This window comes from Streptomyces ficellus (assembly GCF_009739905.1).
Lineage (GTDB): Bacteria > Actinomycetota > Actinomycetes > Streptomycetales > Streptomycetaceae > Streptomyces > Streptomyces ficellus_A.
Genome location: NZ_CP034279.1, coordinates 3,815,645 through 3,829,141 on the forward strand (window position 1 = coordinate 3,815,645; position 13,497 = coordinate 3,829,141).

Sequence of the window (13,497 nt, forward strand, 5' to 3'; positions counted from 1 at the left end):
AGCTCCCGAGAGGCCGCCCGCAGATGTCCCTCGCCCGCCCCGGCCGGTGGTGCCGCGCCGCGGCAGCCGTCCTCGTGCTGGTGGGCGCGCTGCTGGTGTGCGGACCCGGCTCCGGCGCGGCGTACGGCTCCGGTGCTGCGCACGGCTCCGGCGCGGCGTACGGCTCCGGGGTCGCCGTGACGCCCGGTGTGGCGGCCGCCGGCACCATCGCGCCCGCGCGCACGCCCGGGTGCGATCCGCTGGACGACGAGCGGGGCGGACTGACGCCCGCCGTGCCGCCGCGGCCGGGCACCCCGGGCGAGCTGCTGCCCGCCCCGCACGTCACCCGTGTGACGACCGGGGCCTGGGGCGCGGACGGGACCGCCCCGGACGTCACGCCGGAGCGGGGGCCGCCGCTCCTCGCGGCGCCCTCACCACTGGACCTGTCGATCCTGCGCGTATAGCCGGAGCGCCGTACCCGCGCCACCGGTCCGTTTCCCCGCGTTCAGGAGTCCCACCATGCCCAAGTCCACGTCCACGTCCCCCTCCGGGTCCGCGTCCAAGCCGTACGTCATCGTCGCGGGGGTCCTCGCCGCGGCCGCGCTGCTCGGCGCCGTCTCGTACACCGCCACCAAGCCCGACGGGCCCTCCGCCGGCCCGTCCGCCGTCGCCGAGGCGTCCGCCGAGCCGCAGGCCGGCGTCCACCCCGAGCTGGAGAAGTACGCCCGCCGGGACGCGAAGGACCCCCTCGCCGTGGGGCGGGCCGACGCCCCCGTCGTCATGATCGAATACGCCGACTTCAAGTGCGGCTACTGCGGGAAGTTCGCCCGCGAGACCGAGCCCGCGCTGATCGAGAAGTACGTCGGCGAGGGCACCCTGCGGATCGAGTGGCGCAACTTCCCCATCTTCGGCGAGGAGTCCGAGCGCGCGGCCCGCGCCGCCTGGGCGGCCGGACGCCAGGGACGGTTCTGGCAGTTCCACAAGGCCGCCTACGCCGAGGGCGCCAAGGAGCAGGGCTTCGGTGAGGACCGCGTGCTGGCGCTGGCGCGCGAGGCGGGCGTCGCCGACCTCGACCGCTTCGGCCGCGACCTCGACAGCGAGGCGGCGAAGCAGGCGGTCGGCAAGGACCAGGAGCAGGCGTACGCGCTCGGCGCCACCTCCACCCCGTCGTTCCTCGTCAACGGCCGGCCCATCGCGGGCGCACAGCCCATGGAGACGTTCACGGACGCGATCGACGCCGCGAAGCGGGAGGCCGGGCGGTGACCGACATCGGCTACCTGGCCGCGTTCCTCGGGGGCCTGCTCGCCCTGCTGAGCCCGTGCAGCGCCCTGCTCCTCCCGGCGTTCTTCGCGTACTCCATCGACACCCCGGCCCGGCTGCTCGCCCGTACCGGCATCTTCTACGCCGGGCTCGCCACCACCCTCGTCCCGCTGGGCGCGGCCGGGTCGCTGGCGGGCCGGTTCTTCTACGGCCACCGCGACCTGCTGGTCGCGGTCGGCGGCTGGACGATCGTCGCGCTGGGCGTCGCGCAGATCCTGGGCCTGGGGTTCGCCCCGCGCCGGATCGCCGAGGCGAGCGGCCGCATCCGCCCGGTCTCGGCGCTCTCCGTGTACGCCCTGGGCCTCGTCTACGGCCTGGCCGGGTTCTGCGCGGGCCCCATCCTCGGCAGCGTCCTGACGGTGGCGGCGCTCAGCGGCAGCCCGGCGTACGGCGGCCTGCTGCTCGCGGTGTACGCCCTCGGCATGGCCGTTCCGCTGTTCGTGCTGGCCCTGCTCTGGGAGCGCTACGACCTGGGGCGGCGCGGCTGGCTCCGGGGCCGCGCGCTGAAGGTGGGCCGCTTCCGGCTGCACACCACGTCACTGCTGTCGGGCCTGTTCTTCATCACGCTCGGCGCGCTGTTCCTCGCCTTCGACGGCACGACCGCCCTGCCCGGCCTGCTGTCGGTCGACGACTCGTACGCGGTCGAGGAATGGGCCTCCACCCTCGGCCGCGCGGTCCCGGACTGGGCCCTGCTCGTCGCGGTCGTCGCGGTGGTCGCCATCACCCTCGGCGTCCGCGGCTGGCGCGGCCGCGAGCGCACCTGACGGGGGCGGGGGCGGGGGGCTGGGGGCGCCTCCCGGCCCCGCCCGGGCGCTCTGGTGCCGACGTACGACGAAGGCCCCGACCTGGGGGTCGGGGCCTTCGTGGTGGTGGCTGGGGCCGGGGTCGAACCGGCGACCTTCCGCTTTTCAGGCCGTGTCTGGCGACGTAGAAGGCGCAGTTTGCAGGGCGCCTCGGGCCTGTGATGGTTGCGTTTGTGCGCTGCTGTTGGCGTACGGGTTGGCGTACGCCAAAAGGTCGGGGAGCCAAGCCCCGTACTTCTGATCCGTAGCTCTAGCGAGGTCGGTCAGCGACGGTCATACCGACGGCTACGCGACTTTGGAGGAGCGGTAGCTCGGCATGAAGGGCGAACGGACGGTGGCTATGCCGCGGCCGTGCCTTCGCATGCTCGACGGAAACGTACCGCCGTTCGACGAGCCTTCTCACCGACTCCAAAAAGAGCCATAGCCACACCGAGGTACACAGTCGCCATGGACCCGTCGTTCTCGGTGATCTTTTGCCAGAGTGCGTGGGACGCCAGCAGTCCCGCGGCGTACAGGAGAGCCACCCCCATATAGCACAAGCGGGACGCGATTTGGTCGTAACGAACCAATCTCGCTCGCTCAGTTGCTGAGAGATGACCCGAGGGGCCGGTCGGCGTACGATCGTCCATGTGAGCTCCGATGGGTCTCGACTGCATAGGGGCTGAACAGACCCAGGGAGTTGAACTAGTGGAATGGGACAACTCCCTGGGTACTCTCACCGCACGGGTGCAGGTGCAGCGCATCGGCGCGGCGTGCACTTCCTGGCGACCCCTCAAGTCTCCCTGGCGACATGTTTAACCACCCCAGCCGTTCACCCGGTCGGGTGGCATATTCGTCTGAGGTCTTCCCATCACCTGAGCATCCAGCGATAATGTCCGATTCCCCACTTGCCGATACCGCTATGCAGGTAAAGGATCTCTTTTGTGGCTTTTAGGTGACCCAGGGATTGCCGCTTGGCTTGCCGAAAGGGTCCGCCGGTAGGCTCCGAGGTCGGCGGAGCGGGGAGGTGGCTAAGCCGTGGAGCCGACCGCCCCCACAGCGGGTTTCTCCGACCATCAACCCGAGCTGCTAGGCGTGAGGCCGGCGGCCGGGCCGGAGCGGGGCGGAGACAGGAGCGTCGGCCCAGGTGACGGGCCGCGCCCACCGCGCTGTGCGCCGCGGGTGACTTGATGAAGTGGGGAAGGTTGTACCGCGCTCAGGTCAGTGACGATTTTCAAGAGCGCTACGCATGCCGACCATGCAGCGCACTGACCAGCACCGTGGCGCCTCGAAGGCCCCTGAGCCCTGCTCGTGGCCCATACATGGCCCATGGCGCGCTCCGCTCATATCTACGAGCGTCTCCTACTCGGCCGGGACTGACCGTTGCTAGAACCCACACCTTTGCCTTCCCTAGCGTTGGGCGGCTGACGATGTGCACTGCCATTGGCGTGCTGGTTAGCGTAGTCGGCGACCCCCTGAAGTCGTTGATGGGTTACGGCCGCGGCGCCGATGAAGGCGGCTAGGTAGTACCCGAGGGGCTTGTCGTACCGGGTTGTGACAGCCCGACAACCGCTCGTGCCACAGGGCGGAAACGGCCGCCGCCGACAACGGAAACACACCCTCGCAGTGCTCAGAGCCTGAGAGGCTGTAGCCGGAGGGACTGGAGCCGAGGAAGACGGAGTGCCCCGCATTGATCATCTTGGACGCGAACATCCTCAAGGGCACCTCTCTCCGGGGTCCTGCCGCTGACGTGCTCCGTGCCATCCGGGCGGCGGGCGGTGAGCGCGTGGCCGCTCCGTGGATCGCCGTGGAGGAGGTCGCCGCACAACAAGCCCTGGCCTACCAGGAGAAGCACGACGTTGCTATGGACGCTGTAAACAAGCTTCGGAGGGCCACGCCCTGGGAGCACGTACCCCACCCGAAGAGGTGGTCTGCCGAGCATGTACGTGCTCACTGGCGGCAGCGGTACGCGTCTATCGCGGAGGTCATCGAGACCTCACCGGAGGGCTATAGGCAGGCCATGTTCCGAGAAACGAACCTGATTGCCCCGTGCAAGAGCGTCAACAGCGGAAAGAACAAGACTGGCGCCCGGGATGCCGCGATCTGGCTGACGGCAGTCGAGTACGCGCGCACCCATCCGGAAGAAACGGTGTACTTCGTCAGCGACAACACGATGGACTTCGGCGATGGCACGTCGTTCCCGGTGCCGATGGGTAAGGATATCGACGGCATGGAAGACCGGTTCTTCCTATTCACCTCGCTCGACGGCATCGTGACGAAGTTTGCGAGAGAGCTAGAGGCCAGCGCCGAGGACGTTCAGGGTCTCCTCGACACCAAGGAGACCCGCGCGACAATCTTGGAAGCAGCCCGCGCCGCGGCCAAGCGCTACCGGACGATCCACGGTCTGCGGGTCACCCTTTCCGCGGACGCTATCGCCAGCACGGACAGACTTTTTCCTGAGGCGGCCTCCCCTTGGCGGCCGACCGAAGTGACGCTGGACAAGGTTCTGGAGGTGAGCGGCCGTGAGGTTGGGGGTCACCACTGGTTCACCGCTTGGGCGCGGTGGGTGCTCACCGAGAACAAGCCCCGTCCGGCCTTCCCTACCGATCGCTTGGCATACGCCTGGGAGACCCGAATCCTGTTGAGCACCACGGCCGACAAGGCCCTTACGGTGCTCGACTTCAGGCGTCCCGGGCCTATCTCGCCAGAGGACGTCCCGAGGTTGCCGGAAGTGCCCCACACGGCGGGCGACCCGAAGGCGATCGCGGCAGCACGAAGGCTCTTTGAGAACCCGGAGTTCCGGGCTGCCCTGGAAGGCATGGCCGCGGTGTCGGTGCGCGACCTCACATCTATGCGGGCGGTGATCGACCAGATGTTCAACCACCGAGAGATGGCCAGTGAGGTGACCGACCGGCTCTCTGAGACCCTGCGCACGTTGCAGATCGAGGACCCTGGCGAGGATATCTAGAGTGTGTTCGCGGAGTCGTGAGATGGCGCATATACCACTGAAACCGGTCTCGACTAGGCACATCGCCCGATCGAGCGAAAAAATCATTGCCCGCACTTGAGCGATAAAGTATCGTCCCTCTCACCTAGCAACCCAAGCGCCGGGAGCACCAGCATGGGGACTAAGTCTGCTTTCTTGCTACCCGGAGGGTACTGGCCCATTCGTGAGCCCCCGTTCGAGCCCGTTATAGCGCACGACGTCTTCTTTACAGAAATCGGCTCCTGGTCCCTCAATTGTGGGGTTTCAATCTCGGTGCGACAGGGCGGCTTGGTCGTATTTGACTTCGCCGAATACCCGGCCGGGATCATGTCGGTGACCGGCGGCCCAGAGTACTTCGGAAGCCTTATGCGCGCCACGCAAGCCCGGGTAAAACTGATCAACGCATTTTCTCTATGCCTACATTCATCCCGGTCGATGAACGAAAATCTGGGCACTGACACCTTCCAGATCCGCCACAGAGACCTGGTGCATCCCGGCGCGGAGAGCTCCGAGGGAATGGGAGGGCTTGGTCTTCAAGGGTTCCCTCCGATGGTCAACGGAGGCTATTTGCGGGAGCGGCACCGGCACGGCGTCGTACCGGAAATTTCCCTTAGCCGAGCGTTCGAGACGCTCGACTTTGTAGTCCAACATGAATCAGATAAGGCTCTTGACCTGGTGACCCTGCTGAATGATGCAGCCACCCTGTACGGCAATCACCAATTTCACTCCAGCCTGATCACCGCATGGACTCTTTGCGAGACGATTCTGCAACACAAGTGGTCCTCTTACATAGAGGCGCAGGCGCACAGTGAGGTGAAGTCTGTACGCCGCCAAAAATTGACTGGTCGGGACTTCACAGCCTCCGTCGTCTCCGAAGTTCTGGAGCTTGCAGGTGCCATCAATAAGGACACCTTGACCGCACTTGACAAGGCACGAAAAGCTCGCAATGCATGGATGCATAGCATCAAGTCGCCCGTCTATGGTGACGCCAGCGACTGCCTCGTGCTCGCAGCGGCTATGTTGAGCGAAAATATTGGTCGCGAAGTCAGAGTAAATGTTGGCCTGAGCGCCACAGGCTTCTGACGTGACTATTTCGTCGGCAGTAATTACGGTGCGAGGGGTGTCGGAATCGGTACAGCGGAGGGTGTGGGCGTCTCGTCCTTAAAGCCATGGTCAGCTGGGCATGTTCGACGCTGAGCCAGCCACCCAGACACCCTGGGGCCGCCGTTGACCGCCCCACCTTCGAGGACAGTTCGGACGTGGTGGAAGCCATGGCGTAGGTAGTAGGCCTGAAGGGGTTGGTTAGTCGTCCAGGCGTCGAGGCGGAGCCACGTAGCTGAGGCTCGATGCGCCCTATCACCCGCCCAGTCGAGAAGCCTGCCACCTAGGTCCCGACCAGCGTGTGTCCGTGCCACCGTCAGCTTGTTCACGAACATGGAGGGCTCGGCCAGTTCTGCCTCGGTCCACAGACCCGCCTCCACCTCGGGCGTCAGGGTGATCGTGGCCGCGGTGACGGCTCCGTCGCGGACCATGAACACCACACCCGCCTCGATGGTCGCCATGAGGCGATCCGCCGGATAGGGGCGACGCCACTGGTCGCTCCCGAGCTTGCTCAACCAAGCTGCTGCCTCCTCGCGGAAGGCGAGCAACTTCGGCAGGTCGCTGGGCTCAGCGGGCACGATCCTCACTGGGGCTCATCCTCGCCTCGGGCGGACAGGTCGCCGATCTCGTAGTTCATGCGGTTCAGGTCCCCCCTGAACGTCGTCACCGTGCATCGGATCGGCCGATCTTTCGAGTAGCCCGTCCTCGTCCAGAGGAGCACCGGGACGCCCGCACCGACTTCGAGGAGCCGGGCTTCCTCCGGGGTGGGCATGCGGGTGGCGATCTCGTCGAAGTAGCCGATCTGTTCGACTCCGAGACTGGCCAGGTACCTGGTGGTGCCCTCTGCGATGTCTCCGGGCTCTGCCAGGCGGGGCCCCTGTCGCAAGAGCCACTCCGGGTAGTGGGTCGCCTGCGTGGACCACGGGACGTCGTCCACGAAGCGATGGCAGAACCGGAGCACCGTGGTGGAGCCCGCGTCGACACGCAGACGTCCGGCCTGGTACGCCGGAGCGGGTTGCAGCTCCACTCGGAACGTCTGGCTGGGCCGGCGTCCCGCGTTCGTGACGTCGGTGCTGTACGCGTCGCCGTTCTGCGGGAACGTGAGGTTCTCGAACCGGGAGGCGTTCAGCTCGAACACCTCGTGCTTGGCCACCTCGTACCCGAGCCCCTGGCTGGACGAGATGAGCCCCTGGCTGACCAGCAGTCCTAGCCCGGATCGGACCGTGTTCCGTGAGGCGTCGAAGCGGGCAGACAGCTCGCTCTCCGACGGCAACCGCGACCCCGGCGGGTAGGTGCCGTTGTCGATCTCGCGGCGGAGCGCATCGGCCACCTGCCGGTACTTCGGTTGCTTGCTCATGCCTTCATCATGACGCACTCGCGCAACTTGTTGGTACATGTGGGCCCCAATCCCTTGACGACTCACTGTCCGTGGGTGCAGCATCACTGCATCAGCTTGTACCAACAAGTTGAGCAAGCGGTGCAACACCGTTAAGTGTGCCCGCCTGCGCGAAATTCCGGTCGGGATAGCTCGTGCTCTCTGCGGGCCCCTTGCCGGTCGCTCCTTGAGAACTCAACAGAGTGCTGATTGAACGAGCCGCCTCTCGGATGAGGCGGCCGGCGCGGCGACGCCCGCGCCACAACCTCTCCGCAGCTTCGGCGGCTGCGGCCGGTTGCCTCCTCCGCCCGTCCGGCCTAGCGGCTGTACGGGCGGGGCTGAGGGGAGCCGGATATTCCGACTTCAACGGCGCGCGGCCCCGGTGTCCTACCACCGGGGCCGCTGTCGAGCCGTAGGACCTGCTAGGGAGACCACGACTCATGAAGCACATCGGTGCACTTCAGGCGGTTGTTACCGCCCCCGTGTCCGACGGCGAGCCGTCGAGCGCGGAGCTGGACGCGATTGATCACGAGATGCCGCTGATCCTGGCGGAAGTCGAGCTGCTGGACGCGCAGATCATGACCCTGGACCGGCCCGCCAGTGAGCTGGACGAGCGGCGGATCCGGCGGGCGCGGAACCGGGTGCTGGCCGCCCGTCGGGAGCTGACGAACAAGGCCACCACGGTGCTCGTGCCGGAGGTGGGGGCGTGAGCCAGGCCGATGCCGCTCTCAGCGCGGCACACGCGGAGGTCAAGGCGGAGCTTGCCCGCACCGACACAAAAGCCTCACTGCTGCTGGCGTTCACCGGCGCCGGTCTCGCCGGTGTCTGGACGGTCGCCAGTAACGCCCACCTGCACCCGGTCGCGCTCGTGACCGGCGGGGCGGGTGTCGCCGTTCTCCTGGCCGTGGTGGCGCTGCTGCTGCGGGCGGTCCGCCCCAATCTGGGCGGAGGGTCCGGCTTCCCGAAGTGGGCCACGCTCACCCCGGAGCAGATCCGCACCACCCTCGCCGAGGACGGGCGGGCGGAGGACATCGCGAACCTGTCCCGCATCGCCGTCAACAAGTTCGCCCGCCTTCAGCGCGCCATCGATCTCACGTACGCGGCCGGCGCCCTGCTCCTCGTTGCCGCCACGATCGCTGTGGTGGGTGGCGCATGAACCGCAAGGCGAAAGCCCTCCTAGTCGCCGTGTTGATCGCGGTGGTCGGGATGGCGTTCCGGGTCTCCTGGAATGCCCTGCGGGACGTTGCCCGCGCGATCGGCGCGGACGGCACCGCCGCCACTCTCTACCCGTTCGTCGTCGACGGGCTTATGGCGCTGGCCCTGGTCGCCACTCTCGTGCTGACCGACCCGGCGGACAAGCGGTTCGCGCTGCGGGTGCTCGCGGCCTACACGCTTGCCTCGCTGGTCTTGAACTACGTGCACGGCCTGGTGCCCGAGCTGCACAGTCGGTCGGTCGACTGGGGCCGACTGGCCGACTGGGATCCGGCGAACTGGGCGCTCGTGCTGCTGGCGACGTCGCTCCCGGTCGGCTCCATCTACTTCGGGTCCGACTTGGTCGCCAAGGTTCTCCACCACCGACCGACTCTCCCCACAGATGCGGAGAAAACGGATCAGACCATGCTGAATCGGTCGATGCCTGACCTGGTGGAGTCGGCCCCGGAGCCGCCCGCCCTGGTGGCAGAACCGCCGCTCATCGAGCCGGTAGCGGTCGACCTGCCGCACCCGACCGGAGAGCCTGCCGGGTCGGCCCCGGTCGAGGTGGTGGCTGCTGAGTCGGTCCGTCCGGTCCGGGCGACCGGTCGAGTACCGGAGGTGGCCCGCAGCGCCCGACCGACCCGGACTGCCGAGGAGCTGCTGAACGAGGCCCGGTCGGCAACAGGCGACTGGCCCGACTCCGATCTGACGGCGGAGCGCATTCGTAAGGCGGTGCGCACGTCGGCGGAGAAGGCCCGGACGCTTCGGGACACGCTGCGCGCGGAGCGAGCCGCCGGTGGTGAGACGGCGGCGGCATGACCGGCGCCGACTGCTACGACCCGACTGGCGCCCGGTTCGGCATTCCCACCTATCCCTGGCGCATGGCTCCGGACGGCTACGCCACCAGGCGTCAGCTCCGCGCCCGGGGCCTTCGGCCCGGGGGTCAGGAGGTGGCCGCTCAGGTGCTGCGTCCCCGCCGCCGACGCGAACCGCTCACCGCGTACCTGTACCGGGTCGACCGGGCCAAGCCCGTGCGGCCGATGACGGCCCGCAAGTGGGCCGCACTGGCTCTCGCGATGCACGCCCGCCGCACCTGCCCGGTCTGCCGCCGGGATGTGGGCTACGTCATCCCGTCCTCGCTCGGCATGTGCACCCCGTGCGCCTACCCCGATGCGCAAGCGGCCGCCTGACCTTCCCCCTTTCCGCACGTCAACTGATCAAGGAGTCACCTGTGTTCGGTGTGCCCAAGCACAAGAAGTTCGGCTTCCGTCACTCCTTCAGGATCGTCCGCCGCATGAGCGACTACCACTTCCAGTGGTCCTGCCCGTGCGGCGCCAAGGGCTCCCACCGGCTCTACGACGACGCCTTGCAGGCCGGTGGCAGCCACGTCCGCAACGCCCGCCGCTAGCAGCCCGAGGAGACCATCGTGCAGAACCTGCCCGAACCGGCGCGGGTGGTGCAGCTCCCGGACGGCACCTACGCCTACGCCGACCACCTGCCCGCCATACAGCAGCCGGTACAGCCGCAGATCGTTCACCAGCACATCCACCAGGCCCCGCCGGACCGCACGGTGCAGCGCGTTGCGCTCGGCTCCGGGGTCGGCGCCGGCGCGGTGGCCGCCGGGGTGTACTTCGGCCCGCTGCTGGTCAGCGCGCTGACCGCGATTGCCGCGAACCTCGCCCTGCTCGCGTTCGTCGCTGTCGCCATGGCGTGGGGCGTGGTCACTGTCGTCAGGAGCGTCGGTGGCGCGGAGGGCAAGGCTGCCGCCCAGTCCCTCAGCCGCTCCCGGCGGAAGGGGAAGTGACATGTTCCGTGCCGGAGACGAGGTGTTGATCGTCGCGTGCGAGGACGATCCCCGCGCGGTCGGTAAGACCGGCCGGGTGCTGGACGAGGTCCCGCCCGGCCCGCTCACCGGCGGCCGCTGGACCGTCGATCGGATCAGCCTTTTCGTCGCTCCAGTCCTGGTGCACACCCACGAGATCCGCAAGGTCAGCGGCTGACGGCTGCCTGCCCGCCCCGACTCGTTCCGGGGCGGGTGGGGAGCCGGACAGACCGGCCCCAGAAGGGCACCCCACATGGGCAAGCAGCCGGAACCCAAGCTCACCACCGCCGAGAAGGCGAAGGTCACCTACCTGGTCGCCCGCATGTGCAAGCGCGGCCTGGCCGGTGACGACGTCCACCAGGCCGACCTTGAGCGCAAGGTCGAGCGGATCGTCGACGGCGCCCGCAAGCGCGAGGAACGCGCCGCGAAGAACAAGTAGCACCGCCCCGGGGGCGGCCGTCCCGGCCAAGGAATCAGGCCGCCCCCGGGCCCATCCCCGTCCAGCATCAGGCCAGACAGGAGAACCCCAGCATGACGGACAATGTCGTCCCCCTGCGCAAGAACACAGACCCGCCCACCGACACCGCGACCGTGACCCCGTTGACCGTGGTCCCCGACCCGGCGCCGCCCGCACCCCTGCCGCTGTGGGTGCGCTCAGGACACGCCGTGAAGAGGCTGGCCACCGACGAGCGGACCACGACGATGGCGCGTGCGGTAGCCCGGCACAGCCTCTACGTGGTCGGCGGGACCAGGATCGTTACGCGGCGGGCATGGGACGGCCGTACCGGCGCCCGCTACGAACGGATGCTCAGGGCCGCCGAAGCCGCCGGGAACTACGAGGCGGCCGGCGACTGGGAGGAGCGGCTGCACCGCTTCCGCGCCGACCGGCACAAGCGCCGCATGGACCTTCTCACCGCCCCCGAACGCCTGGTCAAAGGCGCGGCCGTGGGAACCGCGGGCGGTATAGGGCTCCTGATCGCCCTCGGGATTGCCCTGGCAGTGGCGAACGAGGACGTCACCGACGTCGTCACCCCGCTCATGGCTCTGGTCGAGCTGATCCGGCTGCTGGTGGTGATCGTGCAGGTGGTGTGGGGCCCGCTGGTCGCTCTTGGCCCCTGGCTCGCCCTCGCCGGACTGTGGGCGGTCGGTCGCCACAGGAACGCCGCCCCGAACTGGGCGCTCCCGGCCGGCAAGCGCGCCGACGACGCAGGGGCACCGATCACCCCGTCGATCGTGGTCACCGCGCTGCGGGACCTGGGTATTGCTCCGCTGCGAAGCGCCATCAAGGAGATGGGCGACGCCGGCGCCGCGATGCTCGGCCCGATCCGGATCGCCGGATGCGGTGTCGAGGTCGACGTGACCCTGCCTTCCGGGGTCTCCACCGACCAGGTCCAGGGGCGGCGCCGGAAGCTCGCGGAGAACCTCAACCGGCACGAGCACGAGGTGTTCATCACCATCCCCCAGGCCGCCCGCACCGTGCGGCTGTGGATCGCCGACTCCGGAGCCCTCGACGAGCCGATCGGTCCCTCTCCGCTCGTGCTGGATCCGGACCTGCGTGCCAGTTACAAGACTGGCCGCGCCCCGTGGGGACAGGACCTGCGCGGCGACGCCGCCGTGCTGAGCCTGTATCAGCGGCACATGCTGGTCACGGGCCTGTCCAACCAGGGCAAGACCGCCGCCGTGCGGGCGCTTGCCCTGTGGCTTGCCCTGGACCGCACGGTCGAGTTCCGCGTGGCGGACCTGAAGGGCGCCGGTGACTGGGCCATGTTCGACGGGCTGGCCACCGTGTTGATCCAGGGTCCGACCGACGACCACGTCATCCAGGCAACCGAGATGGTCGAGGGCGGCGTGAGCGAGATGGAGCGGCGCCTCACGGCCCCGCCCGGAACCGCCTTCCCGCCGCTGATCATCCTGGTCGATGAGGCGCAGGTGGCGTTCATGTGCCCGGCCGTGGACGACGAGAAGCGCCAGTACGGCGGGTCCAAGGCCACGTCCCGGTACTTCATGGCTGCCCGGAAGATCCACAACCAGGGTCGGGCGGTGAACGTGCTGCTGTGGCAGGGCACCCAGGACCCCACCGACCAGAACCTGCCCAAGCTCGTACGCGAGGGCGCCCACACGCGCGCCTCGCTCGCGCTGGGCACCGAATCCCAAGCCCGCATGGCGCTCGGGGACAAGGCCGTTGACGGCGGCGCCGCCCCGCACCTGCTGCGCCCCGGCCTGGACAAGGGAACCCTGGTCGTCGCCTCCGACGGCATCGACATCCCCGCCGGCCAGGCCTCGATCACGGTGCGCACGCACTACATCGACACCGACCAGGCCACCGAGATCGCCGACCGGGCCAAGGCCCTGCGCGACGGCGTGACCACGGTCCACGTCATCGACACGGGTGAGCCGATTGACCCGCTGGCCGATGTCGCATCCGTAGTGGGCGACGCGCCCCGACTGCTCACTCAGGACGTGCTCAAGCGGCTGACCGCGCTCAACGCAGACGCGTACGGCGGCTGGTCGTTCGTCGACCTCAAGCGCGTCTTGGACGGCACCGGGGCGGAGCCGTACAAGTCCGACGGCCGCATGGTCGTCGGCCGCGACCGCCTCGCCCGAGCCCTCACGAACCGGGACACCGGCGGTTCCACTTCTGCCGAAGTGTGACAGGGAACGGCCCTGCGAACCGTCAGGGAGGCAGGGAGAACTCCCTGAGCCCGTCCCTGACGCGCCTCCCTGGCTCTGACCTGTGTGAACGACCTACCAGGGAGGCAGGGAGGCGCCCCGTCATCACCTGCGGAAACCCCGCCACAGGCCACGCGCCAGGGGGTACCGGCGCCTCCCTGGGCGACCGCGAACAGCCGTTCCGGTTGCCGCCCCCACGAACGCCGAGAGCGGCCCCACATGTCCGCCAAGACCGGGCCGCTCTCGTCTGCCAGCACCTCTAAGAGAA

The 13,497-nt window shown here is 68.5% G+C and carries 16 protein-coding genes; 14 read left to right on the forward strand and 2 right to left on the reverse strand.

Translation table 11 applies throughout. The annotated features are described in order from the left end of the window. Window positions 1–23: 23 nt before the first annotated feature. From EIZ62_RS16990 to EIZ62_RS17010, 5 genes are all read left to right on the forward strand, one after another. Window positions 24–443, forward strand: coding sequence for a hypothetical protein (locus EIZ62_RS16990; protein ID WP_156693503.1), 420 nt, complete (start codon window positions 24–26; stop codon window positions 441–443). Window positions 444–498: 55 nt separating this feature from the next. After that, the gene (locus EIZ62_RS16995; RefSeq protein WP_156693504.1) at window positions 499–1,242 is read left to right on the forward strand and encodes a DsbA family protein; all 744 of its coding nucleotides are present in this window, start codon (window positions 499–501) and stop codon (window positions 1,240–1,242) included. Beyond that, window positions 1,239–2,063, forward strand: coding sequence for a cytochrome c biogenesis CcdA family protein (locus EIZ62_RS17000; protein WP_156693505.1), 825 nt, complete (start codon window positions 1,239–1,241; stop codon window positions 2,061–2,063). Before EIZ62_RS16995 ends, EIZ62_RS17000 begins: the two co-directional genes overlap by 4 nt. 1,708 nt (window positions 2,064–3,771) lie before the next feature. Further along, window positions 3,772–5,049, forward strand: a complete 1,278-nt coding sequence (locus tag EIZ62_RS17005; protein WP_156693506.1) for a PIN domain-containing protein — start codon at window positions 3,772–3,774, stop codon at window positions 5,047–5,049. A 291-nt stretch (window positions 5,050–5,340) separates the two neighbouring features. Continuing rightward, on the forward strand, window positions 5,341–6,150 hold the full coding sequence (locus tag EIZ62_RS17010; protein WP_156693507.1) for a hypothetical protein: 810 nt from the start codon (window positions 5,341–5,343) through the stop codon (window positions 6,148–6,150). Between the two features lie 23 nt (window positions 6,151–6,173). Here the strand turns inward: EIZ62_RS17010 and EIZ62_RS17015 are convergent, their stop codons facing one another. Together EIZ62_RS17015 and EIZ62_RS17020 are read right to left on the reverse strand one after the other, a co-directional pair. Further along, window positions 6,174–6,755, reverse strand: coding sequence for a GNAT family N-acetyltransferase (locus EIZ62_RS17015; RefSeq protein WP_156693508.1), 582 nt, complete (start codon window positions 6,753–6,755; stop codon window positions 6,174–6,176). After that, window positions 6,752–7,525 carry a GntR family transcriptional regulator gene (locus EIZ62_RS17020; protein WP_156693509.1) on the reverse strand — a complete coding sequence of 258 codons (774 nt, stop codon included), beginning with the start codon at window positions 7,523–7,525 and terminating at the stop codon, window positions 6,752–6,754. The genes EIZ62_RS17015 and EIZ62_RS17020 overlap by 4 nt, the downstream gene beginning before the upstream one ends. 458 nt (window positions 7,526–7,983) lie before the next feature. Between EIZ62_RS17020 and EIZ62_RS17025 the strand changes: the two genes are divergently transcribed. From EIZ62_RS17025 to EIZ62_RS17065, 9 genes are all read left to right on the forward strand, one after another. Continuing rightward, the gene (locus EIZ62_RS17025) at window positions 7,984–8,253 is read left to right on the forward strand and encodes a DUF6284 family protein (protein WP_156693510.1); all 270 of its coding nucleotides are present in this window, start codon (window positions 7,984–7,986) and stop codon (window positions 8,251–8,253) included. Beyond that, window positions 8,250–8,699 (forward strand): Pycsar system effector family protein, encoded by a 450-nt coding sequence (locus tag EIZ62_RS17030; RefSeq protein WP_156693511.1) that lies wholly within the window; start codon window positions 8,250–8,252, stop codon window positions 8,697–8,699. The genes EIZ62_RS17025 and EIZ62_RS17030 overlap by 4 nt, the downstream gene beginning before the upstream one ends. Next, on the forward strand, window positions 8,696–9,556 hold the full coding sequence (locus tag EIZ62_RS17035; RefSeq protein ID WP_156693512.1) for a DUF2637 domain-containing protein: 861 nt from the start codon (window positions 8,696–8,698) through the stop codon (window positions 9,554–9,556). Before EIZ62_RS17030 ends, EIZ62_RS17035 begins: the two co-directional genes overlap by 4 nt. After that, a complete protein-coding gene (locus tag EIZ62_RS17040; RefSeq protein WP_156693513.1) occupies window positions 9,553–9,927 on the forward strand; it encodes an RRQRL motif-containing zinc-binding protein in 375 nt (124 codons plus the stop codon). The genes EIZ62_RS17035 and EIZ62_RS17040 overlap by 4 nt, the downstream gene beginning before the upstream one ends. Before the next feature lie 41 nt (window positions 9,928–9,968). Continuing rightward, on the forward strand, window positions 9,969–10,145 hold the full coding sequence (locus EIZ62_RS17045) for a hypothetical protein (RefSeq protein WP_156693514.1): 177 nt from the start codon (window positions 9,969–9,971) through the stop codon (window positions 10,143–10,145). Between the two features lie 18 nt (window positions 10,146–10,163). Further along, on the forward strand, window positions 10,164–10,541 hold the full coding sequence (locus tag EIZ62_RS17050; RefSeq protein WP_156693515.1) for a DUF6251 family protein: 378 nt from the start codon (window positions 10,164–10,166) through the stop codon (window positions 10,539–10,541). Between the two features lies 1 nt (window position 10,542). Next, a complete protein-coding gene (locus EIZ62_RS17055; RefSeq protein ID WP_156693516.1) occupies window positions 10,543–10,737 on the forward strand; it encodes a hypothetical protein in 195 nt (64 codons plus the stop codon). 75 nt (window positions 10,738–10,812) lie between these two features. Continuing rightward, the gene (locus tag EIZ62_RS17060) at window positions 10,813–10,998 is read left to right on the forward strand and encodes a DUF6257 family protein (protein WP_156693517.1); all 186 of its coding nucleotides are present in this window, start codon (window positions 10,813–10,815) and stop codon (window positions 10,996–10,998) included. Window positions 10,999–11,090: 92 nt separating this feature from the next. Continuing rightward, a complete protein-coding gene (locus tag EIZ62_RS17065) occupies window positions 11,091–13,211 on the forward strand; it encodes an ATP-binding protein (protein ID WP_156693518.1) in 2,121 nt (706 codons plus the stop codon). The last annotated feature ends 286 nt before the right edge of the window (window positions 13,212–13,497 follow it).

Bases quoted from the DNA above. Each gene is read 5' to 3' on its own strand.
- EIZ62_RS17025 (WP_156693510.1), top strand. From the start codon at position 7,984: ATGAAGCACATCGGTGCACTTCAGGCGGTTGTTACCGCCCCCGTGTCC.
- EIZ62_RS17040 (WP_156693513.1), top strand. From the start codon at position 9,553: ATGACCGGCGCCGACTGCTACGACCCGACTGGCGCCCGGTTCGGCATT.
- EIZ62_RS17035 (WP_156693512.1), top strand. From the start codon at position 8,696: ATGAACCGCAAGGCGAAAGCCCTCCTAGTCGCCGTGTTGATCGCGGTG.
- EIZ62_RS17060 (WP_156693517.1), top strand. From the start codon at position 10,813: ATGGGCAAGCAGCCGGAACCCAAGCTCACCACCGCCGAGAAGGCGAAG.
- EIZ62_RS16990 (WP_156693503.1), top strand. From the start codon at position 24: ATGTCCCTCGCCCGCCCCGGCCGGTGGTGCCGCGCCGCGGCAGCCGTC.
- EIZ62_RS16995 (WP_156693504.1), top strand. From the start codon at position 499: ATGCCCAAGTCCACGTCCACGTCCCCCTCCGGGTCCGCGTCCAAGCCG.
- EIZ62_RS17065 (WP_156693518.1), top strand. From the start codon at position 11,091: ATGACGGACAATGTCGTCCCCCTGCGCAAGAACACAGACCCGCCCACC.
- EIZ62_RS17055 (WP_156693516.1), top strand. From the start codon at position 10,543: ATGTTCCGTGCCGGAGACGAGGTGTTGATCGTCGCGTGCGAGGACGAT.
- EIZ62_RS17020 (WP_156693509.1), bottom strand. From the start codon at position 7,525: ATGAGCAAGCAACCGAAGTACCGGCAGGTGGCCGATGCGCTCCGCCGC.